This window comes from Gemmatimonadetes bacterium SCN 70-22 (assembly GCA_001724275.1).
Classification (GTDB): domain Bacteria; phylum Gemmatimonadota; class Gemmatimonadetes; order Gemmatimonadales; family Gemmatimonadaceae; genus SCN-70-22.
In genome coordinates this window covers 1-24,628 of sequence record MEDZ01000022.1, presented here as the reverse complement: position 1 = coordinate 24,628, position 24,628 = coordinate 1, and the positions used below count along the sequence as shown (strand labels likewise).

General features: G+C 70.2%; 20 protein-coding genes. 12 read left to right on the top strand and 8 right to left on the bottom strand.

Annotated features, from left to right (window positions below; genetic code table 11):
• Positions 1-67: 67 nt before the first annotated feature.
• The 4 genes from ABS52_11885 (at position 68) to ABS52_11870 (ending at position 4,834) form a co-directional block, all read left to right on the top strand.
• Complete coding sequence (locus ABS52_11885) at positions 68-1,174, top strand: NAD(P) transhydrogenase subunit alpha (GenBank protein ODT02857.1); 1,107 nt, start codon at positions 68-70, stop codon at positions 1,172-1,174.
• A gap of 57 nt (positions 1,175-1,231) precedes the next feature.
• Positions 1,232-1,522: a pyridine nucleotide transhydrogenase gene (locus tag ABS52_11880; protein ID ODT02856.1), complete on the top strand. Its 291-nt coding sequence runs from the start codon at positions 1,232-1,234 to the stop codon at positions 1,520-1,522.
• On the top strand, positions 1,522-2,910 hold the full coding sequence (locus tag ABS52_11875) for an NAD synthetase (GenBank protein ID ODT02855.1): 1,389 nt from the start codon (positions 1,522-1,524) through the stop codon (positions 2,908-2,910). The genes ABS52_11880 and ABS52_11875 overlap by 1 nt, the downstream gene beginning before the upstream one ends.
• A 343-nt stretch (positions 2,911-3,253) precedes the next feature.
• Complete coding sequence (locus tag ABS52_11870; protein ODT02854.1) at positions 3,254-4,834, top strand: hypothetical protein; 1,581 nt, start codon at positions 3,254-3,256, stop codon at positions 4,832-4,834.
• Here ABS52_11870 and ABS52_11865 read toward each other — a convergent pair.
• Together ABS52_11865 and ABS52_11860 are read right to left on the bottom strand one after the other, a co-directional pair.
• Complete coding sequence (locus ABS52_11865; protein ODT02853.1) at positions 4,808-5,965, bottom strand: hypothetical protein; 1,158 nt, start codon at positions 5,963-5,965, stop codon at positions 4,808-4,810. The two genes, ABS52_11870 and ABS52_11865, sit on opposite strands and share 27 nt — an antisense overlap.
• Positions 5,966-6,053: 88 nt before the next feature.
• The gene (locus ABS52_11860; protein ID ODT02852.1) at positions 6,054-8,231 is read right to left on the bottom strand and encodes a hypothetical protein; all 2,178 of its coding nucleotides are present in this window, start codon (positions 8,229-8,231) and stop codon (positions 6,054-6,056) included.
• Between the two features lie 97 nt (positions 8,232-8,328).
• Here ABS52_11860 and ABS52_11855 point away from each other — a divergent pair, with 97 nt between their 5' ends.
• From ABS52_11855 to ABS52_11835, 5 genes are all read left to right on the top strand, one after another.
• Complete coding sequence (locus ABS52_11855; GenBank protein ID ODT02851.1) at positions 8,329-9,141, top strand: hypothetical protein; 813 nt, start codon at positions 8,329-8,331, stop codon at positions 9,139-9,141.
• A 161-nt stretch (positions 9,142-9,302) separates the two neighbouring features.
• Complete coding sequence (locus ABS52_11850) at positions 9,303-9,806, top strand: hypothetical protein (GenBank protein ODT02850.1); 504 nt, start codon at positions 9,303-9,305, stop codon at positions 9,804-9,806.
• A 7-nt stretch (positions 9,807-9,813) separates the two neighbouring features.
• Positions 9,814-10,815 carry a 2-nitropropane dioxygenase gene (locus ABS52_11845; GenBank protein ODT02849.1) on the top strand — a complete coding sequence of 334 codons (1,002 nt, stop codon included), beginning with the start codon at positions 9,814-9,816 and terminating at the stop codon, positions 10,813-10,815.
• A gap of 93 nt (positions 10,816-10,908) precedes the next feature.
• Complete coding sequence (locus tag ABS52_11840; GenBank protein ID ODT02848.1) at positions 10,909-12,255, top strand: hypothetical protein; 1,347 nt, start codon at positions 10,909-10,911, stop codon at positions 12,253-12,255.
• Positions 12,256-12,303: 48 nt separating this feature from the next.
• The gene (locus ABS52_11835) at positions 12,304-12,615 is read left to right on the top strand and encodes a hypothetical protein (GenBank protein ID ODT02847.1); all 312 of its coding nucleotides are present in this window, start codon (positions 12,304-12,306) and stop codon (positions 12,613-12,615) included.
• 39 nt (positions 12,616-12,654) lie between these two features.
• Here the strand turns inward: ABS52_11835 and ABS52_11830 are convergent, their stop codons facing one another.
• Positions 12,655-13,449, bottom strand: a complete 795-nt coding sequence (locus tag ABS52_11830) for a hypothetical protein (protein ID ODT02846.1) — start codon at positions 13,447-13,449, stop codon at positions 12,655-12,657.
• A gap of 119 nt (positions 13,450-13,568) precedes the next feature.
• Between ABS52_11830 and ABS52_11825 the strand changes: the two genes are divergently transcribed.
• Positions 13,569-13,763, top strand: coding sequence for a hypothetical protein (locus tag ABS52_11825; GenBank protein ID ODT02845.1), 195 nt, complete (start codon positions 13,569-13,571; stop codon positions 13,761-13,763).
• Here ABS52_11825 and ABS52_11820 read toward each other — a convergent pair.
• The 3 genes from ABS52_11820 to ABS52_11810 all read right to left on the bottom strand — a co-directional run bounded on the left by ABS52_11820 (position 13,747) and on the right by ABS52_11810 (position 18,667).
• The gene (locus ABS52_11820) at positions 13,747-15,018 is read right to left on the bottom strand and encodes a hypothetical protein (GenBank protein ID ODT02844.1); all 1,272 of its coding nucleotides are present in this window, start codon (positions 15,016-15,018) and stop codon (positions 13,747-13,749) included. The two genes, ABS52_11825 and ABS52_11820, sit on opposite strands and share 17 nt — an antisense overlap.
• A gap of 409 nt (positions 15,019-15,427) precedes the next feature.
• Positions 15,428-16,030 carry a hypothetical protein gene (locus ABS52_11815; protein ODT02843.1) on the bottom strand — a complete coding sequence of 201 codons (603 nt, stop codon included), beginning with the start codon at positions 16,028-16,030 and terminating at the stop codon, positions 15,428-15,430.
• Between the two features lie 12 nt (positions 16,031-16,042).
• Positions 16,043-18,667 carry a hypothetical protein gene (locus ABS52_11810; GenBank protein ID ODT02842.1) on the bottom strand — a complete coding sequence of 875 codons (2,625 nt, stop codon included), beginning with the start codon at positions 18,665-18,667 and terminating at the stop codon, positions 16,043-16,045.
• 122 nt (positions 18,668-18,789) lie between these two features.
• On the opposite strand from ABS52_11810, the gene ABS52_11805 reads away from it, so the two are divergent.
• Complete coding sequence (locus ABS52_11805; protein ID ODT02841.1) at positions 18,790-21,096, top strand: 3-hydroxyacyl-CoA dehydrogenase; 2,307 nt, start codon at positions 18,790-18,792, stop codon at positions 21,094-21,096.
• Positions 21,097-21,117: 21 nt separating this feature from the next.
• The gene (locus ABS52_11800) at positions 21,118-22,287 is read left to right on the top strand and encodes an acetyl-CoA acetyltransferase (protein ODT02840.1); all 1,170 of its coding nucleotides are present in this window, start codon (positions 21,118-21,120) and stop codon (positions 22,285-22,287) included.
• Positions 22,288-22,293: 6 nt separating this feature from the next.
• On the opposite strand, the gene ABS52_11795 is transcribed toward ABS52_11800, so the two are convergent.
• Together ABS52_11795 and ABS52_11790 are read right to left on the bottom strand one after the other, a co-directional pair.
• Positions 22,294-23,376 carry an aminoglycoside phosphotransferase gene (locus ABS52_11795; protein ID ODT02839.1) on the bottom strand — a complete coding sequence of 361 codons (1,083 nt, stop codon included), beginning with the start codon at positions 23,374-23,376 and terminating at the stop codon, positions 22,294-22,296.
• Positions 23,373-24,563, bottom strand: coding sequence for an acyl-CoA dehydrogenase (locus ABS52_11790; protein ODT02838.1), 1,191 nt, complete (start codon positions 24,561-24,563; stop codon positions 23,373-23,375). The genes ABS52_11795 and ABS52_11790 overlap by 4 nt, the downstream gene beginning before the upstream one ends.
• Positions 24,564-24,628 lie beyond the last annotated feature (65 nt).

Below are 24,628 nucleotides of genomic sequence, written 5' to 3'. Positions count from 1 at the left end.
TTCCGTCTTGTGCCCTTCCGTGCCGCAGCACAGAATGCCGCGTCCTTTCCACCCGGGATCATTCAACATGCGCATAGGAGTTCCTCGCGAGTCCGCAGCCGGTGAACGGCGCGTGGCTCTCGTCCCAGAGAGCGTGGCGCGCCTCAAGAAGAGTGGCATCGAGGTACGCGTGCAGCGGGGCGCGGGCACCACCGCCTTCATCCCCGACGACGCCTACGCCACCGCGGGCGCCGAGTTGGTCGAAGATGCCGGCGCCGTGCTCGGCGATGCTGACGTCATCTGCAAGGTGCAACGCCCCTCACCCGCCGAGGCGGCGCTGGTCCGCGAAGGGGCGCTCGTCATTTCCCTGCTGCAGCCGTCGACGAGCGCGGACACGCTCGCGGCGCTCAACGCGCGCCGGGTGACGGCGCTGGCGCTGGAGCGCGTTCCGCGCATCACGCGGGCCCAGTCCATGGACATCCTGTCATCGCAGGCGACCGTCGCCGGCTACAAGGCGGTGCTGCTGGCGGCGATGCACACGCCCAAGCTGCTCCCGATGCTGACGACGGCCGCCGGCAACATTCCGCCGGCCAAGGCCTTCGTGGTGGGCGCCGGCGTGGCCGGCCTGATGGCGATCGCGACGGCGCGCCGCCTCGGGGCAGTGGTGTCGGGCTACGACGTGCGCGCCGCGGCCCGCGAGCAGGTGCTCTCCCTCGGCGCCACCTTCATCGGTCCCGAGCCGCAGCAGGACGCCGAGGCCGCCGGGGGGTATGCGCGCGAGCAGACGGAGGAGGAAAAGGCCCGGACGCTCGCGGCGCTCGCGGAGCACGTGAAGACGCAGGACATCATCATCACCACCGCGCAGATTCCCGGGCGACCCGCACCACGGATCATCACCGCTGACATGGTGCACAGCATGCGCCCCGGAACGGTGGTGGTGGACATGGCCGCCGAGAGCGGCGGGAACTGCGAGCTGACCAGGGCGGGCGAGGTCGTGGAGGTGAACGGCGTCGCGATCGTGGGGGCGGTGAACCTGCCAAGCTCCATTCCGTTCCACGCGAGCGTGATGTTCAGCAAGAACGTGCTCACGCTCCTGCAGCACATCACCACGAAGGAAGGCGCGCTCGCCCTCGACCTCGAGGACGAGATCGTCGCCCCCATGTGTGTCGCCCACGACGGGAACGCCCGCGCCTGATGGCGTCCCGGGGTTCTCGTCTTCTCGTCTTCTCGTCTTCTCGTCTTCTCCTCTCCCATGACTGATGCACTGATCACCGGGATCGTCATCTTCGTGCTGGCGACCTACCTCGGCGCGGAGCTGATCGGGCGCGTGCCGCCCACGCTGCACACACCGCTCATGTCGGGCGGCAACGCCATCTCGGGCATCACCGTCGTCGGCGCCGTCATCGTCGCATCGGCGGGACTCGGGTGGATCTCGTCCGTCCTCGGCTTCCTCGCGGTCGCCTTCGCCATGATGAACGTGGTAGGCGGCTACGCGGTCACCGACCGCATGCTCCAGATGTTCAAGAAGGAGGATGCGAAGTGATGTCCGCCTCCATCGTACGGCTGCTGTACCTCGTGGCCGCCGTCCTGTTCATCGTCGGGCTCAAGAAGCTCCAAAGCCCGGCAACCGCGCGCCGGGGGAACGCGATCTCGGGTGTGGGGATGCTGATCGCCATCGTGGTGACGGTGCTCGAGTTGGAGATCATCACCCCGGCGGCGATGATGGGCGGGCTCCTGGTAGGGTCGGCGCTGGGGTGGTGGATGGCGCGCGCCGTCAAGATGACGTCGATGCCGCAGATGGTCGCGCTGCTCAATGGCTTCGGCGGCGCGGCCTCGCTCCTGGTGGGTGGCGCCGAGTTCCTCAAGTCCGAGTTGCACGGCGAGCAGATCCCGCTCGACACCGGGATCACGATCCAGCTCTCGCTCCTCATCGGCGCGGTGACGTTCACCGGCTCGATGATCGCCTGGGCCAAGCTGCAGGAAGTGATGACGGGTAAGCCGATCACCTTCCCCGCCCAGAAGAGCTTCAACGCCCTGGTCTTCGTGGCGATCGTCGCGCTGAGCGCCTACCAGCTCTACACGCCGGACTCGCTGCTCTGGCCGTTCTACGCCGTCTGCGTCCTCAGCCTCGCCCTCGGGATCCTGCTGACGATTCCCATCGGCGGGGCCGACATGCCCGTGGTCATTTCCTTGCTGAACTCGTACTCGGGGCTGGCCGGGGCGATGACGGGATTCGTGATCAAGAACGACGTCCTCATCGTCTCGGGGGCACTGGTCGGCTCGTCCGGCATCATCCTCTCACAGATCATGTGCAAGGCGATGAACCGCTCGCTGGCCAACGTCCTGTTCGGCGCCTTCGGCGGCGCGACGGCGGCCTCGGGGAAGAGCGCGGCCGGGCTCACCGTCAAGTCGATCTCCTCCGAGGACGCGGCGATCCAGCTGGCCTACGCGCAGTCGGTGATCGTCGTCCCCGGCTACGGCATGGCGGTGGCGCAGGCGCAGCACACGGTGCGCGAGCTCGGGGAGCTCATCGAGAAGAAGGGGGGGACGGTGAAGTACGCCATCCACCCTGTGGCGGGGCGCATGCCCGGGCACATGAACGTCCTCCTGGCGGAAGCCAACGTCCCGTACGACAAGCTGTTCGCGATGGAGGACATCAACTCCGAATTCGACAACTGCGACGTCGCCATCGTGATCGGCGCCAACGACGTGGTGAACCCGGCGGCGCGCACCGATCCCTCGTCGCCGATCTTCGGGATGCCGATCCTCGACGTGGACAAGGCGAAGAGCTGCATCGTGCTCAAGCGCTCGATGGGCGCGGGGTTCGCCGGGATCGAGAACGAGCTGTTCTACGCCACGCGGACGTCGATGCTCTTCGGCGACGCGAAGTCGAGCCTGACCAAGCTGGTCGCCGAGATCAAGCAGCTGTAGGGTGCCGACGACACACGGGGGCGGACGGGGATTCTCCCCTCGTCTGCCCCCGTTCGTGTCGCCAGCCCCGTGGCGGCTCGCGAGCCGTCCCGCACGGCAGTGCGGCCGGCACGACGCTGGTCTGTCGGGAATCCTGCTGACACCATCCCGGGAAAAGACGGGGAAGCTCCTACTGCAGGACCGGGGATCCGGTGCCACACTCGCCCATGCCGCTGCAGCGCATGCTGCAGTGGGGGATGGTCCCGCGCGTCGCCCGACGCGCCGCCGCTGGCCCCATGCAGCCGGGACGGCCGGCTACGGAGATGTGGGGATCATCGGCGCACACTGGCCCAGGACGGTACGCATGCGATCGGGATTGCTCGTCGTCGGGGCGATGCTCGCCCCGTTCACCGCGCTCTTGGGCCAGGAGGGTCACGCCGCCGCGGCCTCGACCACCGACCCCGTCTCCCAGGCCATCGTCGGGGCGATCATCGCCGGTGTCTTCATCCTGTTGACGCTCGAGGCCGCGCATCGCGTGCTCGTCGCCATGGGGGCCGTGGCGCTCCTTTTCGTCATCTCCTATTTCACCCCCTATCGCCTGATCACCTTCGAAGGCGTCGCCCAGGCGCTGGACTTCAACGTCCTCGTCCTGCTGGCCTCGATGATGGCGGTGGTCGGCGTGCTCAAGTCCACGGGTGTGTTCGAATGGGGGGTCGGCCACCTGATGCAGCGCGCCGGCCCGCGCCCGTACGTCCTGCTCGCCCTCATCGGGTGGTTCACGGCATTGCTGTCGGCGTTCCTCGACAACGTCACGACCGTGATCTTCGTGACACCGATGGTCCTCGGGATGGCGCGTCGCCTGCGACTCGACCCGGCGGTCTACCTGCTCCCCATGATCATGGCGAGCAACATCGGGGGAACCGCCACGCTCATCGGCGATCCGCCGAACATCATGATCGGATCGGGGGCCAACCTGTCGTTCCTCGACTTCCTCGAGGACCTCACGCTCCCCTGCGCCCTGATGATCCTGTGGCTGGAGTGGTACACGAAGCGCTACTACGCCGATGCGCTGCGCGCCGCGCAGCCGGTCGGTGAGGGGGCGGCTTCGCTCCCCACGCCGCTCGCCGACCCGACGCTGGCGCGGTGGCTGGGCGTCATCTGCGCCGGGATCCTGGCCGGCTTCCTCACGCACCACCTCACGGGGATGCCCCCCGCGGTCCCCGCGCTGATCGGCGCCGCCGCCGCCCTCGCCGTGCAGGACCGGCTGTACATGCGATCGGCGCGTCCCACGGCGGAGGAGCGTACACATGGCATCTTGCACGTGACGGAGCACGACATCGAATGGCCGACGCTGTCGTTCTTCGGCTTCCTCTTCATCGTCGTCGGGGCGGCGGTACAGACCGGGCTCATCGAGCGGCTCGCGGGTGCCCTGCAGTGGACCGTGGTCTCGGGGGCGCATGTGATGGGGCTGTCGTCCTCGGGGACGCTCCTGTTCGCCGCGCTCCTCATCTGCTGGGTCAGCGGCGCCCTCTCCGCGCTCATCGACAACATCCCCTTCGTCGCCGTCGCCATTCCCATCGTCGCGCGCCTCATCCCGGGGATGGGGGCCAACGCCGACGTCCTCTGGTGGGCACTCTCGCTGGGCGCATGCCTCGGCGGGAACGGGACGGTGATCGGGGCGTCGGCGAACGTCACGACCGTGGGGCTCGCCGAGCACGAGGGGGTGCGGATCAGCTTCCGTGACTTCGCGCGGTACGCGGCGCCGATGACGGTCGGGACGCTCGTGATCGCATCGGGCTACCTCGCCCTTCACATCTACATGGGCAAGGCGGGGTCGTTCGCCGCCATGGCCCTGATCGTCGGCGTCGTCGCCACGGTGCGCCTGGTGAGCGGGCGCGTGGCGCGCGGTCCCGTCCCGCTACCCGGCCGCGCGGGAGGAGCCTAACGTGAACGTGCGCCCCCGCCATGCCGAGGGGCGCCGCACCGTGGAGAGGAGGAGGCGCCAGGCCGCGACCGGGTCGGAGAGCGGCGAGAGCCAGTAGCCCATCGTCCGCCGCTCGTAGCTCCCCCACAGGGCGAAGAGCATCAGGATGCGGATGGCGACGAGCACCTGGCTGGTTCGCAGGAGCGCCAGCCCGGCCAGTGTCCCCACCGGGAGCCTCCCCATGGCCGCCCCGGCGAGCACGAGCCAGGGCAGTCCCTGGACCAGGGTGATGAACGCCACGTCGCTCCACTGACGCCGCAAGGTGGTCGCATCGCTCAGGTCGAACGAGCGCCCCCACTCGCGCCACATCTGCCGGACGCTCTCGTAGGCACGCACCTTGTAGAGCCGCGACCCCTCGAGGAAGCCGACGCGCACGCCCCGCGCCGCGAGGGCACGCGCCAGCGTGACGTCGTCGGCCCACGAGGCGCGCGCCAGCTCGTACCCCCCGTGCGCAAGCAGGACCGAGCGCCGCGCCAGGAAGCACTGCCCGTTGGCCATCACCCGGTCGGGTGACGGATCGGCCACCCCCGCGGCCCCCGCGCGATACACGAGCGTGAGGAGCATCGACGGCTGCAACCACTGCTCGCTGGCCGTCATCCCCGCGAATTGCGGCGAGAAGGAGACGACATCGTAGCGCAGCGCTTCGGCGGCGCGCACCACCGCGGCGACCATCCCGCGGTGCGGCTCGGTATCGGCGTCCACGCCGAGCACCCACTCCCCCGTGGCCTCGGCCAGCCCGCACTGCAGCGCCCATACCTTCCCAACCCAACCGGGAGGAAGCGGCGCATCGTGGACCAGCCGGAAGCGGGGGTCCCGCGCCGCCATCTCGCGTACCATGGCGTCGGTGCCGTCGCTCGAGTGCGAGTCGACCACGATGACCTCCTGCAGCGGGGCCCCCTGCGCGTGCAACCCCGCCAGGCAGGGGGCAATGCGCCGTGCCTCGTTCAGGGTGGCGACCACCACCGAGACGGACGGTCCCTCCCGCCCCTCGGGGAGCGGGAGGACGGCGGGGCGTCGTCGCCACCCGGGCGCCAGCCGCCACGCCAGGAGCACGAGCGCCGCCAGCTGCAGTGCCGCGAGGATCGCGATCATCGCCGCACCGACCGCACCCGACGCGCGGTGCGGGAGACGCACCGCGCGAGCGTGGAGGGCAGTGCCACGCGTGTCCCGCCGGCGACCGTCAGCGTCCGCCCGTCGCGGCGCGGGGCGAGCCGCCGTCGACCAGCCAGTAGGTGAACCATTGGCGAAGCCGACCCAGGCGATCGACGAGGAGCCACGGCTCGCCGGTGCGCGACAGGTCGTGCGTCGAACGCGGATACCGCACGAACTCCACCGGGGTTCCCTGCTTCTTCAGCCCGATGTACCACTGCTCGGCATCGGTCATCGGCGTGCGATGATCCTCCTCGGACTGCACGATGAAGGTCGGGGTCTTCACCTTCCGGATGTAGCGGATCGGCGACAGCGAGTCGTACATCGCCGGGTTGTCCCACGGCTTGCCGTAGAACTCGAACTCGGTGAGCCCCTGCGCATCGCTCGTCCCGTACCACGACCACCAGTTGCTGATCATGCGGTCCGCCTGCGCCGCCTTGAAGCGGTTCGTCTTGACCGTCACCCATGCAGTCATCACCCCGCCGTACGACCCCCCCGTGACCCCCATGCGCGTGGAGTCGACGTCCGCGCGCGCGGCGGCGATGTCCACGGCCTTCATCAGGTCCTGGTAATCCTCCGCGAACCAGCGGCCGCGCGTGGCGTAGGTGAACTTCGCACCGTAGCCTCCCGAGCCGCGCGGGTTGGTGAACAGCACCCACATTCCCGCCGCGGCCAGGTTCTGGAACTCGTCGAACCACCCCTCGCCGTACTGCGCGTGCGGGCCACCGTGAATGTAGAGCGCGAGGGGATACTTCCGCCCCGGCTGGTAGCCGTAGGGCTTCATCAGCCACCCCTCGATCTCCAGGTTCCCGACACTCCGGTACGTGAAGCGCTCGGCGTCGCTGAAGGCGACCTCCTTGAGGAGCGCGTCGTTGAAGCTCGTCAGGCGCCGCTCGCCGGAGCCATCGATGTTGGCGATGAAGAGCTCCGTCGGCTTGTCCATGCTGGTCGCCACGTACGCCACCAGCTTCCCCGACGCATCGATCGACGTGCCGCGCACCTGTCGCCGCCCGCCGATGACCTCGGTGCGCGCCTTCGTGGCCGGGGCGACATGGAACATCGCGCTCCGCCCGCCCATGCTGGCCCACATCGCGATGCGCCCGTCGGGGAGCCAGTCGTACTGGTCCGGCTCGTACTGCCACTCCGCCAGCAGGTTCGTCGGCGTCCCACCCTTCACGTCCACCACGTACAGCGAGCGGTTGCTCATGCGCGTCGGCGCACTGATGAACGAGATGCGCTCCCCGTCGGGCGACCAGGCGACGTCGCTCTCGCTCCCCATCGCGCTCGTCAGGCGCCGCGGCGTCCCGCCGTTCACCGGGATGATGAAGATGTCGGCGTCGTTGCGGGGCGCCTCGTCGCGCCGGGCGTTGTACGGGAGGCGCGCCAGCGAGTCGCGTTCCGCCTCCACGACGGAATCGGGGCGGAGCTGGGCATCGGCGACGAAGGCAATCCACTGCCCATCCGGCGAGACCGTCGCCCCCCGGCGCGAATAGGGCGTGCTGTCGATCATGCGCCTCGCCCCGGCGCCGTCCAGCGGCTGCATCCAGACCTGGACCGGGCGATAGCTGCGCGCCTCGCGCGGTCCCGGCAGGAAGCCCTGCCCGTTGGCCTTGTACCGCATCTCCGTGATGTGCCGCCCGTCGAACCGGGCAGGGTCGACCGGCCGGGTGATGGCACCGTGCGGCGGGCGCGCCATGGGCTGCATCCGGGCCAGGGGGTCCCGGCGCGCGGTGTCGGCGCGCGCCGAGTCGGGCGCGGTCGGCTCGCTCCACACCACGAAGCGCTTGTCGTTAGGCACGGAACCGGCGGGGTAGCGATCGGTGGACACCGCCTCGCCTCCCGGCTGGTCCATTCGGAGCCCCCAGGAACGCCCCCGCCCGCCCCCTGGCCGCTGCGACGAGAAGAGGAGCCAGCTCCCGTCGGGCGACCACCGCGGGTTCGACGACTCGTATCCCGCGGAGGTGAAGCGTTGCGCCTCGCCCCCCGCCGTGGGGACGACCCAGACCTCGCTGTGGCGGCGGTTCTCCCCCTCCCGCACGGTGGTCACCGTGAACGCCACGCGCTTGCCGTCCGGAGAGATGGCCGGGGAGGACAGCGTGGTGACCTTGTACCAGTCCCCCGGCGCGAAGGGACGAAGGGGGCTCCCCTGTCCCCCCGCCGCCGTCGCAGCGGCCCCAAGGGAGAGGATGATCGACAGCGTGCTTCGCATGGCGTTGGCTCCCGCATGGCTCGAATGGTGCTAAACTCCGGCCGGGCGCCCGACGGCGCCAGTGCCGACTGCCTCCAATACGAAGCGCCTGCCGACAATGCTGCCGCTCCGATCGCTCGGGTTGCGCCCCCCGCCCGCTGGGTCAGCCGAGCGATTTCCATTTTCCGTCCCCGCGATCCGGACGCTCGGGATACTGGAATTCCCGACCCCGGTCACCTTCTTCGTGGGCGAGAACGGCTCCGGCAAGTCGACGTTGCTGGAGGGGCTCGCCGCCGCCACCGGAGTGCAATCCCTCGGGAGCGAACTGCGCGTGGACGCCGACGAGTCGCTGCAGGCGCAACGCGCCCTCGCGGCCTCTATCGCCCTCACGTGGCGCGGCGCGCGCACCCGGCGTGGATTCTTCCTGCGCGCCGAGGACTTCTTCGGCTTCACCAGGACGATCGCCCGCATGCGTGCCGCCCTGCTCGCGGAGATCGCCGAGGTCGAGCTCGAGTACCGCGACCGCAGCGACTGGGCGCGCGCGCTGCGGCTCGGCCCCCTCGCGGGCTCGCTGCGTGACATGGAGACGCGCTACGGGATCGACCTCGACGCCCATTCGCACGGCGAGAGCTTCCTCAAGCTGTTCCAGTCCCGGTTCGTGCCGGGCGGGCTGTACCTCCTCGACGAGCCGGAAGCCCCCCTGTCGCCGCAGAGCCAGCTCGCCCTCATCGCGATGCTGAAGGAGATGGTCGGCGCGTCGTCGCAGTTCATCATCGCGACGCACTCGCCGATCCTCCTCGCCTTTCCCGGTGCGACGATCTATTCGTTCGATGCGCGCCCGGTCGAGGCGGTCCCCTACGAGGCGCTGGAGCACGTCGCCCTCACACGCGACTTCCTCACCGACCCCGAACGCTTCCTGCGGCACCTCTGACGGCGCCCCGGTGCCGGGCACGACCCCTCCCCGTCCGCATCGGGGCCCGAGGTGAGCGTACGCCAATCGCCCGCATCCGCACCGCCTCGTCAGGGGACGCGCCGCGCGGTACGTTGTACGACCGTCGGGGTCACGTCGTCCCGCCGCCCGTCGCCTCCGCCATGCCTCCGTCCCTCGACGCCCCCGGTGCCCGCATCCTCGCCATGTGGCGGCGTCTCGCGCGCCGCCCGGGCGGCATCTGGCTGTTCAATCGCCTGCTCGGGCGCATGGTCCCGTACACGGGGGCGCTGGGCGCACGCGTCGTCGAACTCGCCCCCGGACACGCCGTGTGCGTCCTCCGCGACCGCCGCGCCATACGGAACCACCTGCGTTCGGTGCATGCCGTCGCGCTCGCCAACCTCGCGGAGCTCTGCAGCGGGACGGCGATGCTCACGGCGCTCCCTCCGGGCACGCGCGGCATCGTGGTGCGCCTGGAGATCGACTATGCGAAGAAGGCCCGCGGGACGCTGACGGCGCGCGCGGATGTGCAGCTGCCGGAGGTGAACGCGCCGCTCACCCTCCACCCCGAGGCCACGATCGTCGATGCCTTCGGCGACCTGGTGGCGCGCGCCCGCGTGACGTGGAACGTGCAGCCCGAGGGATGGCGCGACACCGGTGGTCGTTAGGCACCCGATGGACACCCCGCTCACCCGGCACGCCGGCATCGAGCTCCCCATCCTGGGCGGGGCGATGTACCCGTGCTCGAACCCCGAACTGGTGGCCGCCATTTCCGCCGGCGGGGCGCTCGGCATCGTCCAGCCCGTCTCGCTCACGTACGTGCACGGGCACGACTTCCGCGAGGGGATCCGCCTCATCCAACGCCTCGCCGGCGGACGCCCGGTCGGGATGAACGCCCTCATCGAGTCGACCGCGCGCGCCTACCACGAGCGCATGGTGCGCTGGGTCGATGTCGCGCTCGAGGAAGGCGTCCGCTTCTTCGTCACCTCCCTCGGGAACCCGCGCTGGGTGTGCGACCGCGTGCATGCCGCAGGGGGCGTCGTGTACCACGACGTCACCGAGGCCAAGTGGGCCCGCAAGGGAGCGGACGCGGGGTGCGACGGGCTGATCGCCGTCAACGCGCGCGCAGGAGGGCATGCCGGGTCGCGCACGGCCCAGGCGCTGTTCGAGGAGCTCGCCCCCTTCGCCCTCCCCCTCGTGTGCGCCGGCGGGATCGGGGATGTCGAGGAATACGTGCACGCCCTCTCCCTCGGCTACGCGGGCGTCCAGATGGGGACCCGATTCATCGCCACGCCCGAGTGCTCGGCGCACCCGCGCTACAAGCAGGCGATCGTCGATGCCGACGAGCGCGATATCGTCCTCACCGAGCGCCTGACGGGCGTCCCCGTCGCCGTCATCAACACGCCGTACATCCAGCGCGTCGGGCTGCGCGCCGGCGCCATCGCGCGAGTGCTCCTGCGCGGTCGCCGCACGAAGAAGTGGATGCGGACCCTGTACGCGGCGCGATCGGTGCTCAGCCTCAAGCGATCGAACGCCCGTGGCGACGCCGCGCGCGATTACTGGCAGGCCGGGCGAAGCGTGGCGGGGATCCACGCCATCGAACCGGTGGCGACCATCCTCGATCGCTTCCGGCATGCCGACGTGACCCGTTTCGCCACCCGACATTCTCCCGCCTGACCCATGCCGACCCCGATCCTGCAGCGCGAGACTCGCCGCACCGCACCACACCGTCCATCCGGGCGCCCTCCCGGCCTCCGGGGCGTGCGCCGGATGCATCCGTTCGTTGGCCTCGCGCTCGCCGCGATGGTCGCGCTCGCGGTGCCGTGGCGTGCGCTCACTGCGCAGGGCAGCGCACGCGCGACGCTCGCGGTGGTCGGCGGGCGGATCATCGACGGCTACGGCGGGCCCGTCATCGAGGACGGCGTCGTGCTCGTCGCCGGCGAGCGCATCCTGGCCGTCGGGCGCCAGGGCGAGGTCACCGTCCCCTCCGGCGTCCCGATCGTCGACGCCAACGGCCACACCGTGATGCCCGGGCTCATCGACATGCACGTGCACCTGCACATCCTGGGGCACGGCGACTACCAGCGCTGGGACGACCTGTACGGGACGCGCGATGCCTCGCTGGTGATGCCGATCGCGGCGCGGCAGCTCCTCATGGCGGGGGTCACGTCGGCCCGCGACCTGGGCGCACGCCTGGACGACATCCTCGCCGTCAAGCGGCGCATCGCGGCCGGCGAGATCCCGGGGCCGCGGCTCTTCGTCTCGGGGCCGTTCATCCAGCACGAGGCCTACGAAGCGTACGAGCAGCCGTTCCGTTGGGGGGTGAGTGGCGCCGACGACGCCCGCCGGAAGGTGCAGCGCATCATCGACGCCGGCGTCGACGTGGTGAAGCTGATCGACCAGGACCAGATGACCGACGCCGAGGTGGCGGCGGTGGTCGAGACGGCGCACCGGAACGGGAAGCCGGTCGTGGCCCACGCCCACCGGATGGCGGAGATCCGCGTGGGGCTGCGGCATGGGATCGACAACTTCGAGCATACGGGACTCGGCACCGCTCCGGGATATCCCGAGGACATCCTGCAGCAGCTGCGCGAGCGCAATTCCGCGCTCTACTGGACCCCGACCGTCTCGCCGCTCTACACCCTCTATTACACCGGCTCGGTCTTCCCCGAGCGGCTCGACGACCCGGCGTGGCGGGAGTTCATGCCTAACGACATGGCCCGGGAGATCCGCGCCTCGCTGTCGCAGATCCCGCACCTGCCGTACTACGCGCTCTTCCCCTCCCGACTCCCGCTCCTTCCCACCAAGTTCCGGCAGCTGCGCGACGCCGGCGTGCGCCTCATGATCGGTACCGACGCCGGGATCCCGGCGATGTTCCACAACGACGCCACCTGGCGCGAGATGGTCAAGTTCGTCGAGCTCGGCGTCTCGCCCATGGAGACGATCCAGTCGGCGACGCTCTGGCCGGCGCGCTTCCTGCGCCGCGAGCACGACCTGGGCGTCCTCGCGCCCGGCCGCCTCGCGGACCTCATCCTCGTGCGCGGCGACCCGCTGACCGACATGACGGTGATGCGCGACGTACGCGTGGTGATCCAGGGTGGCAAGCGCGTGAAGTGATCATCCCCCCGGTGGCCATCACCGGCGACGAAAGGACGGACCAATCCCATGGTACTCGAAGTGCGTGAAGTGTCGCGCAAGACCCCGCGCGATGGACGGCTCGAAATCAGCGCGACCACCGCGCGACGCCTGGCCAGCATGGGCCACTTCGCCGTCGAGGTCGGCCTGCAGCGCACGCCTGGGGCGATCGAGGCACTCGCCTGCCAGTGCGAGAAGGGGGGCGGTGCGTCGGGACACGTGCACCATTTCGTCCAGTCGGTGCTGTTCACCGCGCTCGCCCCGGGTGAGACCGTCGTGCTCGAGTTACTGGACGAGGGCGTCGTCTCGGTGGCGCGTGCGCACCCGCTGCGCCCGGAGTAGCGGCGCCTGACGTAGTCGCGCCCGGAGTGGTCGCGACACTCAGCTCGCCGCCCGGCGCGCGGCCGGCGCGCGCGTCAGCTGGCGCTTGAACGTGTGCAGGACGCAATGCACACCGCCGTTCTCCCGGATCTCGCCCGGACGCAGGCCGGTGTAACGCTTCATCATGTTCCGCAACGACGTCCCCGACGGGAAGTCCAGAAGCAACGCGACCTGCTCCACCGACCGCCCCGGATCCTCGAGCAGCCGCGCGGCCACGAGGAGCCGGCACCAGGAGATGATCGCGCTCGGCGTGGGAAGGCGTGCGCTCCCCAGGCGATCCACGAGCGTCTTGCGATGCACGTGCAGCGCAACGGCCACGTCCTCCACCGTGAGCGAGCGACGAGCGTTCTCGATGCAATAGCGCAGCATCGGCACCACGTTCGGCGGGACGAGCGACTCCAGCTCGGCCAGGATGATGCGCGCCGAGCAGTGATCGGCCGCGGTCGTCAGCGCCGCGCGCAGCGTGTGACGCAGGTCGTCGACGCCACGGAGCACGAGGTCGTTCACTCCCGCCCGGGCGAAGGCGAGGACGTCGCGTGAGGTGTCCGGCGAGATCGCGCAGTAGAGCACGACCGGCACGCTTGGAAAATCCTCACGAATGTGGCGCACCGCATCCAGTGTGGAACGCCCCTCGCGGTCGCGCAGGTCGACGACGATCACGCGTGCCAGGTCGTGCTCGACGAGGGCGAGCAACTCGCCCTGGCGCTCGCAGAATCGCACGCTCCCCTGGCCGCGCATGGCATCCTGCAGGCGCGCCCTCGAGGCGGAATCCCAGACGAGCGCACAGACCATCATGCGGTGAATCGTAGGTGAAGGTTACACCGTGTATGGGAACTGCCCATACGATGTCGGTGCGCATCGAGCGGACGTGACAGACTTCTCCCATCCACCCACTTCACCCAGAGGAACACCTCATGTCCCGCGCCATTCGCCTTGCCGCCTACGTCCTTGTCGCCGCCAGCCTCGCTGCCTGCTCCTCGTCGCCGATGGGCCCCGACGGCGCCGCCAAGTGCAACCCGGCGTCAGACAAGTGCGTGAACGCGGACTTCGTCAACCCCCATGTGGACTTCGTGAACCCGCACGTCGACTTCGTCAATCCGCACGTATAGTCGCGAAGGCGAGTTCGTCCGCCTCGGGCTCGAATGCCTCGAGCGCCGAGACGACGCTCCTCGAAGTGCTGGCGAGCTCGCGCGGTTCGGTCAGTCGCGCCGTCCGCGCGAGCTCGTCCCGCTCCACCTGATGCAAAAGCTCGTGATATCCGCGGGCCGACGCAATCTTCTGCACCTCCTGGCGTACCCGCTCGGCGCCGACCTCATCGCCGAGCGCCAGGTGGGCCGCGGACAGGTGATACAGCGCTTGCGCGTTCTCGTACGGGAGCGCCGAGCCTTCGGTGGTCTCGGCGACTTCTCGCGCGATGCGCGCCACCAGCGGGCGCTGCTCCAGACGGCCCGCCGCAAGCGCAGCGCCACCAAGCGCCGACAGCCGGATACGCAGCAGATTGGTTCGCGCCAATGCGGAGATGAAGCCCCGCAGCGCCGCTCGCGGGTAGCCGTACTCGAGGCAGAGCTGCGACAGGTTCACCAGCGTTTCCGCCTCTCGCGTGACATCGCCGACGGCCAGCCGGAACGCGTCCCAGCCGTGGCGGATCGAGCCGTCAGAATCACCCGTCACGCAGGTGACGATGGTGAGCCCCTGATGGGCGTAGAACTCGAGTTCGCGCGAGTTGGCGCTGACGGCCAGGTTGAGACCGTGCTGGAAGAAGGCGCGTGACCGCGGATAGTTGCCGCGGATGCGGGCAATCACCCCCCGCCCGAGCGACGAGCGCGACAGGAGTTCCGAGTCCGACGAGCGCTCTCCGATCGCGCTCGCCACGCGATAGAGCTCGTCAGCGCTGTCGAGCTCACCAAGCTGGCGCGCGATGCGGGCCTGGTCCGCAGCCAGGAGTCCGCGCTCCCGGTCGGTCGCATCGGCCGCCACAGTGCGAGCGAAACCGAGCGCGGAGAAGGCTACGAAGAGCGCTCCCGACTCCACCATCCGCGCGGCGAAGCCTCGGCAGGCCCGCGAAACCAGGTCCGCCCCCGCTCGCGTCTCGATCGCCGACAACCCGGCGATCATCATCTGCAGATCGCGGACGTGGGCCGGATCGGACTCCTCGGAATCGCCGATCGAGTCCGCCAGGTCGCGGAGCGCGTTGGCGGACTGCAGCGCCAACTGGTCGCGCACCGGTTCGCCCGCCTTGGCGAGTCGACCCAGACAGTGCGCCAGCAGGAGCCATACGGTATCCGCGTTCCCGAACTCCGATCGGCGGTGCTCTCGATCGAGGTCGGAACGATAGGCTTCGAGCGGACTGAGCGGAGCGAGCATGAACTCCAGTGACCAGTGAGGATATGGGGAGGCAATACTTCGCCTCCACAGGCATTTGCACAAGGGCCAGGACTTACACCCGTTGCAGAGGACGTGCCGCCCACGGGTAGCCTGCGCAGCGGCGAATTGTACGTGATGTGGAAACGCACATTGCACATGCCAAGTGACGTGCCTACAGCGTCTTACATGGCATGCGCGCAGGGAGCGCATCAGCCGCGCGCCAGGCCGTTGTCTCGCAGGTTGCAACGCCACCCGCATCGTGCCTTCGTGGCTCGATCTCCGGTCGTGAGTCCCGGCAACAGGTCGGGTGGCGTCGCATCCACAGGAACGCGACGCGCGGAAGGCGCGGCACCCGGAAGCCAGACCGGCTGCCCCCGCCCGCCAGCGTTGCCGTCCTCGTCCTCCGACGCTAGCCGTTGTAGATCGCGCCGCCGGCGGCCCGGTAGCTGGCGAGGACCGCGCGTGCCTCCTCCCGGAGGGGCCCGGCTTCGACCGACACTCCACGCCGCCGCAGGTAGGCGAAGGTGTCAGGGAAGACCGGGCCTTCATCGAATCCGAGGGCCTCGGCGTCGTCGCGACGGGCGGCGAAGATCACCCGGCGCAGTCCGCTCCAGAGAATCGCGCCGAGGCACATCGCGCACGGTTCGCACGACGTGTAGAGCTCGAGCGGTTCGCCCCCCTTGCCCCCCTCGCCCTCCTCGCCCCCGCCGGTCGACGACGCGAGGGTGAAGCTCCCGCGCCGGGCGCTCGCACGCATCACCGCCATCGTCTCGGCATGAAGCACGGCGTTGTTCAACCGGACGACGGAGTTGACCCCGACGGCAACGAGGCGCCCGCTCGACGCCTCGAAGATCGCGGCGCCGAATGGTCCACCGCTCCCCTCCTCCACGTTGCGCCGCGACAGGGCGATCGCCACCCGCATGCGGTCGAGGGGAGCCTCGTATCGCTCACCCACGCGCTCCAGCTCCTCACACCACGGGGGGAGCGCGATCACCAACCGGAGCGATTCCATGTTCGGCGCGCCTCAGGGATCCTGGAGCGCCCTGGGCGCGCGCACATCGAAGGTGCGCCTGATGCGGACGGTGCGATCGAGTTCATCGACCCCCTGCAGCACCTTGAGCCGGAGATCGGGCGGGAGGTCGGTCCGTCGGTCGAGGAAATCGCGCACCGTGGCCAGCGCCGCATCGCTGGTCTGGCCGTCCAGGAAGCCCCCGATCCACGCGCCAACGTAGAAGATGCGCCGGTTACGCTGAATCCAGGGGAGCGAATCGAGCGCGGGGGTGAGGAACCCCAGGGTCAGGTCCTGCGACTCGAGGGCGTTGAAGGCATCGAGCGAGGCCGTCGCCCAATCCTCGTTGAGCGAGGTGTCGGCGAAGTAGCGCTGGAAGTACTCGCGCTTGGTGGCCGAGTCGGGACGGGCGGCCCGGGCCACGAAGGCCCGGCGCGCTCCCTCGGGGGTGCGGTCGCGCCCCTCCTCCTCCGCCAGTCGCGCCATCGCACCCGGGGCTCCCAACGCGACCAGGCGCGTCACGATCGCCCACCGCGTCGGCGGTCGCAGCGGCTCTCCCGCCACCTGCGAGCTGTCGAGCATCCCGGCGAGCTGATCGACGGCGGGGTGCGTCGCCACTACCCGAACCCAGGCGTCGAAGTTCGCCTTCCGGATGCCGTACGGCATCGTCGCGTCGTTCGCCGCGCTCAGGAGCGCGCGCTCCACGTCGGGGAGAAGGGCATCACGCATGACCGGCGAGAGGTACGCGGCCGTGGCCCGACCCAGCCGGCTGACGATTCCGGAGACGATCTGCTCGTCGCGCTCGCGGGGGAGCTCGCGCAGTGCCACGCGGACGAACCGCTCGGGTGAGAGGAGCGCCTCGCGCACCAGGTCCCACATGGCCCCCCAGAGCATGGCGCGCAGGAAGGGATCGCGAATGCTGCCGATGTCGCGCTCGACGGTGTTGAGGCTCCCGGGATCGAGCAGCGTCAACGCATACGCGTAGTCACGCGAGTTCGCGAAGACGAAGGCGGGGGCGGGGCGCCCGCTCAACTCGTCCACGACCGTGGTGTCACCCGTGACGGTGAGCGGGATGCGCTGCGCCTCCCCTCGTTCCGGCTGCACCAGGAGCTCGAGCCGGATCGGCCACGGACGCGCCCCCGAGAGGGGCCGCGCCGGGCGCTGGACGATGGCGAAGCGGGTGATCTTCCCATCGCGCACATCGAGCCGCTGCTCGAGAACCGGCATACCCGGGCGCAGGATGTAGTCGTCGCCCCACGCGGCCAGCGGCCGATGCGCTGCCGTGCCGACCGCGTTCAGGAGGTCGCGCCAGGTGGCGTTCGCGTAGCGATGGCGCCGGACGAAGGTGCGCAACCCGTCGCGGAACGGCTCGTCCCCCACCAGGTAGTTGAGCTGCTTCAGGACGCTCGGCGCCTTGTTGTAGACGATCGCCCCGTAGTTGCTCTTGGCCTGGTCGAGGTTGCCGAGCCGTTGCCAGACCGGGGTCGTCCCCTCACTGGCGTCGACGGCGTAGGCGGCGGGCTTGTTGCGCAGGTAGAACGACTTCCAGGCTTCCGAGGCGGGATCCAGGGCGTCCTGCATCTTGGCCGCCATGTAGGTGGCGAACCCTTCCTTCAGCCAGAGGTCATCGAACCACCGCATCGTGACCAGGTCGCCGAACCATTGGTGCGCGACCTCATGGTAGATGGTGGCAGTACGACCGAGTCGCTGCGGCAGCGTGGGGCGTTCGCGAAAGACGAATCGCTCCTCGCTGTAGAAGATCGCCCCCGGGTGCTCCATCCCCCCGAACGGGAAGGCAGGCGCCAGGACCACGTCCAGCTTCTGGAACGGGAACGGCGTCCCGAAGTACTCCTCGAGCCAGCTCGCCGCGCGGTCGTTGGCCAGGATGATCGAGTCGGCGTCGACGTCGGCCAGGCGGGACCGGCGCACATAGAGGGAGATCGGCTTGCGGCTTCCCGGCGAGCGGAGCTCCTCCCACGGCCCGGCGGCGAAGGCGATCAGGTACGTGCTGATCGGCTCGCTCTCGCGGAAGGTGGTGAGCATGCCGCGGGAGGTCGAATCACTCGTCAGGCGCGTGCCATTGGCGACCGCCTTCCATCCGAAGGGGGTCGTGAGGGTCAGGGTGACCCGCGCCTTGAGGTCGGGCTGGTCGAAGCAGGGGAAGAGGAGGTTGGCGTCGGACGGGACGAGGAGGGTGTACAGGTACGTCGCCGAGTCGGAGGGATCCTTGACGCGGATGATGCTGGCACCGGCAGCCGCAATGGGGGTGGCGAATTCCACGTCGACGCGATTGGCGCCGGCGTGCACGGCGCCGGCGGGAATCCGGATGTGGGCGCCGTTGTACTCGACGGTGGGGAGGAGACGCCCATTGGCGCGCACCCGGCCGTGGAGGGCCCCGCGGAAGTCGAGGACCACGTCGCCGCCGCGGCGCAGGTTGAAGCGGATGGCGACGCGCCCCACGGCGGAGTCGCTCCCCGTCACATCGAGCACCAGGTCGTAGCGCACATCACGGATGCGCTCGGCGCGGTGGGTGGCCAGGGCGAGCGCAATGCCCGGGCCGGTGAGGGAGTCGCGCCGCTCCTGTCCCTGGGCGACGGCCGAAAGCAGGAGCAAGGCGGCGAGGGCGATGGGGCGTCGCATGGGAGGAGCGTAGTCGAACGCCGGTGCGCATGGAAGAGCCGCGCCGGGTGCGTGCCCCACTTCCGGCAACGGCGCCCCGAGGGGATCTTCCCTTCGCACCTTATCTCGCGAGTGAAACGGATATGCGCATCACGAAGGTCGGCGTGATCGGGGCCGGGGCGATGGGGAGCGGGATCGCGGCGCTCGCCGCGTCGGCGGGGGTCCCGGTGGTGATGCTCGACATCCCGGGCGATCCGGACCGGAATGGCATTGCCCGGGCGGGGCTGCAGCGCGCGCTCAAGGCGAAGCCCGCCCCCTTCATGGACGGCTCGCGCGCCGCACTCGTGACGACGGGGAACACCGACGATCACTTGCACCTGCTGGCGGAGTGCGACTGGATCGTGGAGGCCATCGTCGAGCAGGTGGAGCCGAAGCGGGCGCTGTACGCCCGCCTGGAGTCGGTGCGCCGGGCAGGGACGATCGTGTCGTCCAACACGTCGGGGATCCCGATGCGCCTCCTGACGGAGGGGCGGAGCGTCGATTTCACGCGGCACTTCCTGGGGACGCACTTCTTCAATCCGCCGCGCTACCTCCACCTGCTGGAGCTCATCCCCACCGAGGAGACGGCGAGCGCGGTGGTGACCACCATCCGCCATTTCGCCGAGCGGATCCTGGGCAAGGGCGTGGTGCTCGCGAAGGACGTCCCCGGCTTCATCGCCAACCGCCTTGGCATCTTCGGGATGGTGCAGACGTTGCGCCTGATGGAGGAGTTCGACCTCTCGATCGACGAGGTGGATGCCCTCACCGGCCCGCTGATCGGTCGAGCGAAGTCCGCGACGTTCCGCACGGGCGACATCTCCGGGATCGACGTCCTCGCGCACGTCGCCGCCGGCACCTCGGCGACGACGGGGGAAGACTTCACCCTGCCGGGGTGGGTCGGCGCGCTGGTGAGTTCCGGGCGCCTGGGCGACAAGACCGGTGGGGGCTTCTATCGCAAGGAGAAGGACGGGATCCTCACCCTCGACTGGAAGACGCTGGACTATCGGCCGCAGCAGAAGGCCCGGTTCCCGGAGCTGGCCTTCGTGGAGAAGGTTCCGCTGCACCAACGCTTGCGCGCGTTCGGGACCGCCGGGGGAAAGCATGCCGAGTTCGTGCGCACGTTGCTGCTGACGGTGGGGCACTACACGATCGACAAGACCCCCGAGCTGGCGCACGACATCGTGTCGGTGGACCGGGCCATGGAGTGGGGATATGCATGGGAGATGGGCCCGTACCGCCAGATGGACGCGCTCGGGCTGGACTTCGTGCGCGCCGGGCTGGCGCAGCGCGGGCTGGCGGAGCCGATGCTGCTGCGGAAGGCGCAGGAGTCGTTCTACCGCGACCTCAGCAGCGGCCCGCGGCACCTGACGTTCGTCGGCGACTACGCCCCCATCGAGGGGATCCCGGGACACATCGACCTCCCGCTGGTGGCGCTGCGGAGCGGGACGCTGGAGCGCAACGAGGGGGCGGCGCTCCTCGACCTCGGCGACGGCGTCCTCCTGCTCGAGTTCCGGGGCAAGATGAACACCCTGGGGGCGCCGGTGTTGCAGCTGTTGGAATCGGCGGAGCGAACGATCGCGAGCGGCGGTTACGCCGGGCTCGTCATCGGGAACGACGATCCCCGCACCTTCTCGGCGGGGGCTGACCTCGCCCCGGTGGTGCAGGGAGTGCAGGACGGCGCGTGGACGATGCTGGAATCGGCCGTGACGGCCTTTCAGCAGTCGGTGATGTCGCTGCGGCGGGCCCCCTTCCCCATCGTCGCCGCCCCGTTCGGGCTGGCGCTCGGTGGAGGCTGCGAGCTCTCGCTCCATGCGGCGAGGGTCCAGGCGCACGCCGAGCTCTACATGGGGCTCGTCGAGGTGGGGGTCGGGCTCCTTCCGGGCGGCGGGGGGACCAAGGAACTCCTCTTCCGCTTCACCAGGGAGCTCCAGCGCTACGACGAGGCCGACCCCTTCGAGGCGGTCAAGCGCGCCTTCCGGCTCATCACGATGGCGACCACGAGCAGCAGCGCCCTGGAGGCGCGCGCGCTCGGCTTCCTGCGCGACGGCGACCGGATCACGATGAACCGTGACCGCTTGCTGGCCGACGCCAAGGCCCGGGTCCTCGACCTCGCCCCCGATTACGTCGCCCCCGTCCCCATGACCATTCGCGCGTTAGGCAAGGAGGCGATGGGGAACCTGCTGTACGCCGTCTGGGCGATGCGGGAGGCGGGCTACATCACCGCCCACGAGGTGAAGATCGCGACGCACGTGGCCTACGTCCTCTCGGGAGGCGACGGGCCGCCGCGCGACGTGACGGAGCAGGACATCCTCGACCTCGAGCGCGAGGCGTTCCTCGCGTTGCTCGGGACCCGGGAGACGCAGGAGCGCATCGTCCACACCCTCAAGACCGGCAAGCCGCTTCGCAACTAGCGCGCACGGAGACCACGAGAGATGCCAGACGCAGTGATCGTCAGCGCGGTGCGTACCGCGGTGGGGCGCGGCAGGAAGGATGGGTCGCTGGCCGGGGTCGCCCCGATCGACCTGTCGGCCCTCGTGCTGCAGGAAGCCGTCAAGCGGGCCGACCTCGACCCGAGGACCATCGACGACGTGATCTGGGGGTGCGCGATGCCCGAGGGGGCCCAGGGACTCAACGTGGCGCGTCTCGCCGTCCTGCGGGCCCGCCTCCCGGTCGACGTCCCGGCGGTGACGGTCAACCGATTCTGCTCCTCCGGGCTGCAGAGCATCGCCATGGCGGCACAGGCCATCATGAGCGGGATGGCCGACGTGGTGATGGCCGGCGGCGTGGAGATGATGAGCCAGGTCCCGATGGCCGGGCACCACCCGCGATTGCACCCGGCGATGACCGAGGAGATGATCGCGATGGGGCTCACCGCCGAGCGCGTGGCCGAGCGGTGGCAGGTGAGCCGCGCCGACCAGGACCAGTACGCCTATGAGAGCCACGCGAAGGCCGCGCGGGCGCTCGAGCGCGGCGCCTTTCGCGACCAGGTGATCCCGGTCCCGGTCGAGCGGGTCACGTGGCACGGGACCCGGAAGGACGTGGAGGAAGGGCTGTTCGCGGTGGACGAGCTGGTCCGCACCGACACCAGTGTGGAGCGCCTGGCGAAGCTTCCGGCCGCCTTCAAGCTCGGAGGGAGCGTGACCGCCGGCAACTCTTCACCCTACAGCGATGGTGCAGCCGCTGTCACCGTCATGAGTGCCGCGCGGGCGACGGCGCTCGGGCTCCGTCCCCTGGCGCGCGTGGCGTCGTTCGCCGTCGCGGGCGTCGACCCCGACGTCATGGGCGTGGGACCCATCAAGGCCGTGCCCAAGGCACTCGCCCGGGCGGGGATCACGATGTCGCAGCTCGGGCTCATCGAGTTCAACGAGGCGTTCGCCTCACAGGCCCTGGCGGTGGCGCGCGAACTGGAGATGCCGATGGATCGGGTGAACGTGAACGGCGGCGCCATCGCCCTCGGGCATCCGTTGGGCGCGACCGGCGCCAAGCTCACCACCCAGCTGGTGCACGAGCTCGGGAAGCGAGGCGGCGGATTCGGTCTCGTCACGATGTGCATCGGGGGGGGGATGGGGGCGGCGGGCGTCTTCGAGGTCTACCCGGCCTGACACGGCCTAGGGGGCGCTCCCCACGTGTCCCCGCTCCACCGCTCGCACGGCGGCGGCACCGAGCGTGGACACCACCTGGTCGAGCCCGGCAAAGCGAGGGTCGCGCGTCAGCCCCTTCACGAACCGGGCGTAGATCTGCTGCGCGATCACGGCCACCTTGAACAACCCGTACGCGTAGTAGAACACCGGGTTCGTCACGGTCCGTCCGGTGGCGTCCTCGTAGCGGGCGACGACTTCCCGGCGCGTCAGGTTGCCCGGCAGGGCGGTCACGCCGAGCCCTAACGAGCGGAGGGCCGGCGGGTCGCCGGCTTCCACCCAGTAGCCAAGCGTGGTCCCGAGATCCATCAGCGGGTCGCCGATCGTCGCCATTTCCCAGTCGAGCACGGCCACCACGCGCGACGGGTCGTCCGCCGCCAGGACGAGGTTGTCGTACTTGAAGTCGTTATGGACCAGGGTGCACGCGGATTCGGGGGGACGCGATGCCTCGAGCCACGACGCGATGCGCTCCACGTCGGGCTGCGCCCCGGTGCGCGCGGCCTCGAAGCGCCGGCTCCACCCCCCCACCTGGCGCTCCACGTACCCCTCCGGGCGCCCCATCGACGCCAGGCCCGCCGCGGCGCGGTCCACCGCGTGGATCTCGGCGAGCGTGTCGACCGCCGCCGCGGCGATCCGGCGCATGAGGGGCGGGTCGATCGCGACCCCGTCGGGGATCCGATCGCGCAGGATGATCCCGGTGGCCCGCTCCATGAGGTAGAACGGCGCGCCGAGGACGGCCGGATCGTCGCAGATGGCCAGGACGCGCGGAACCTTCCCGTAGGCGGTGCCTAACGCTTGCAGGAGGCGGGCCTCGCGCACCACGTCGTGCGCCACCCCCTTCCCGACCCCGAATGGCGGGCGCCGGAGGATGCGGGCCACGCCGTCACTCTCCACGAGGTACGTGAGGTTGGAGAAGCCGCGTGGGAACTGGGAGACGCGGAGCTCGCCGCCGCCACCCAGGCGCTGCCGCCGCAGGTACGCGCGCAGCGCCTCCGTGTCGAGCTCCTCCCCGGCGCGAACGCGCCCGGGACGATCGATCGGGGATGCGCTCATTCGCGAATCGACACGCCGTACTGCTTCAGGATGCGCCGCGCCAGCACGCCCTTGTGCACCTCGTCGGCCCCGTCGTAGATGCGCGCCGCGCGCTCGTGGCGGAACCAGTACGCGAGCGGCGTGTCGTCCGTCATCCCGAGCGCGCCGTGCACCTGGATGGCGCGGTCGAGGACGCGTTGCAGCACGCCGGCGGCGAAGAACTTGATGGTCGAGACCGACTCGCGCGCGGCCGACGCACCGTGGGCATCGATCCGACGCGCGGTGTCGAGGATGAGGAGCCGCGCCGCGTCGATCTCCGCGCGGGAGTCGGCGATCATGTGCTGCACGCCCTGCTTGGTCCCCAGCACCACGCCGGGCGACAGTTCGCGCGTGGCGGCATGCCGGCAGGTGAGATCCAGCGCGCGCTCGCAGATCCCGATCCAGCGCATGCAATGGTGGATGCGCCCCGGCCCGAGGCGCTCCTGGGCCAGGGCGAATCCGTCCCCCTCGCCGCCGATGCGATGCGTCACCGGGACACGGCAGCGGTCGAAACGCACCTCGCCATGGGTCGCGTAGCCCTCGCCGGCGTCACCCATCACCCGGATGTTGCGCACGAGCGCGTAGCCCGGCGTGTCCGTCGGGACGATGACCTGGCTGGCGCGCCGGTGGGGCGGGGCCGACGGGTCGGTGACGGCCATGACGATGGCGAACGCCGCCCCGTCAGCTGCCGTCGTGAACCACTTGTGCCCGGTGATGACGTAGTCGTCGCCATCGCGCTCGGCGCGTGCCTCGAGCCAGGTCGGGTTGGAGCCGGCGCGCTCCGGTTCGGTCATGGCAAAGCACGAGCGGATCTCGCCTCGCGCCAGCGGGGCCAGCCAGCGCGCCTGCTGGCCGGCAGTCCCGTGCGCGAGCAGGAGCTCCATGTTACCGATGTCGGGCGCCTGGCAGTTGAGCGCGAAGTGCCCGATGGGGGTGCGCCCCAGCTCCTCGCTGACCGCCGCGAACTCGACCAGCGACAACCCCAGCCCTCCCATCGCCGCCGGGAGGTGCGGCGCCCAGAGTCCGCGCGCGCGCGCCATGTCCCGCGCCGCCTCGAGCGCCGCGGCCACGCGGGACCACGGCTCGTTGAGGAAACGTGGCTCCAGCGGCAGGAGGACCTCGTCGACGAAGTCGCGGACCGTGGCCCGCACGGATGGGTCGTTAGGCATGGTGTGCCTTGGGGGGCGGCGCGAGGCGGGTGGGGGCGAGCGGGAGCGGGTGAGAGCGGGTGGGA

Coding starts and splice junctions, on each gene's coding strand:
- ABS52_11870 (ODT02854.1), top strand. CDS start 3,254: ATGCGATCGGGATTGCTCGTCGTCGGGGCGATGCTCGCCCCGTTCACC.
- ABS52_11840 (ODT02848.1), top strand. CDS start 10,909: ATGCATCCGTTCGTTGGCCTCGCGCTCGCCGCGATGGTCGCGCTCGCG.
- ABS52_11810 (ODT02842.1), bottom strand. CDS start 18,667: ATGCGACGCCCCATCGCCCTCGCCGCCTTGCTCCTGCTTTCGGCCGTC.
- ABS52_11805 (ODT02841.1), top strand. CDS start 18,790: ATGCGCATCACGAAGGTCGGCGTGATCGGGGCCGGGGCGATGGGGAGC.
- ABS52_11790 (ODT02838.1), bottom strand. CDS start 24,563: ATGCCTAACGACCCATCCGTGCGGGCCACGGTCCGCGACTTCGTCGAC.
- ABS52_11835 (ODT02847.1), top strand. CDS start 12,304: ATGGTACTCGAAGTGCGTGAAGTGTCGCGCAAGACCCCGCGCGATGGA.
- ABS52_11860 (ODT02852.1), bottom strand. CDS start 8,231: ATGCGAAGCACGCTGTCGATCATCCTCTCCCTTGGGGCCGCTGCGACG.
- ABS52_11820 (ODT02844.1), bottom strand. CDS start 15,018: ATGCTCGCTCCGCTCAGTCCGCTCGAAGCCTATCGTTCCGACCTCGAT.
- ABS52_11845 (ODT02849.1), top strand. CDS start 9,814: ATGGACACCCCGCTCACCCGGCACGCCGGCATCGAGCTCCCCATCCTG.
- ABS52_11825 (ODT02845.1), top strand. CDS start 13,569: ATGTCCCGCGCCATTCGCCTTGCCGCCTACGTCCTTGTCGCCGCCAGC.
- ABS52_11885 (ODT02857.1), top strand. CDS start 68: ATGCGCATAGGAGTTCCTCGCGAGTCCGCAGCCGGTGAACGGCGCGTG.
- ABS52_11795 (ODT02839.1), bottom strand. CDS start 23,376: ATGAGCGCATCCCCGATCGATCGTCCCGGGCGCGTTCGCGCCGGGGAG.
- ABS52_11880 (ODT02856.1), top strand. CDS start 1,232: ATGACTGATGCACTGATCACCGGGATCGTCATCTTCGTGCTGGCGACC.
- ABS52_11830 (ODT02846.1), bottom strand. CDS start 13,449: ATGATGGTCTGTGCGCTCGTCTGGGATTCCGCCTCGAGGGCGCGCCTG.
- ABS52_11855 (ODT02851.1), top strand. CDS start 8,329: ATGCTGCCGCTCCGATCGCTCGGGTTGCGCCCCCCGCCCGCTGGGTCA.
- ABS52_11850 (ODT02850.1), top strand. CDS start 9,303: ATGCCTCCGTCCCTCGACGCCCCCGGTGCCCGCATCCTCGCCATGTGG.
- ABS52_11865 (ODT02853.1), bottom strand. CDS start 5,965: ATGATCGCGATCCTCGCGGCACTGCAGCTGGCGGCGCTCGTGCTCCTG.
- ABS52_11875 (ODT02855.1), top strand. CDS start 1,522: ATGTCCGCCTCCATCGTACGGCTGCTGTACCTCGTGGCCGCCGTCCTG.
- ABS52_11800 (ODT02840.1), top strand. CDS start 21,118: ATGCCAGACGCAGTGATCGTCAGCGCGGTGCGTACCGCGGTGGGGCGC.
- ABS52_11815 (ODT02843.1), bottom strand. CDS start 16,030: ATGGAATCGCTCCGGTTGGTGATCGCGCTCCCCCCGTGGTGTGAGGAG.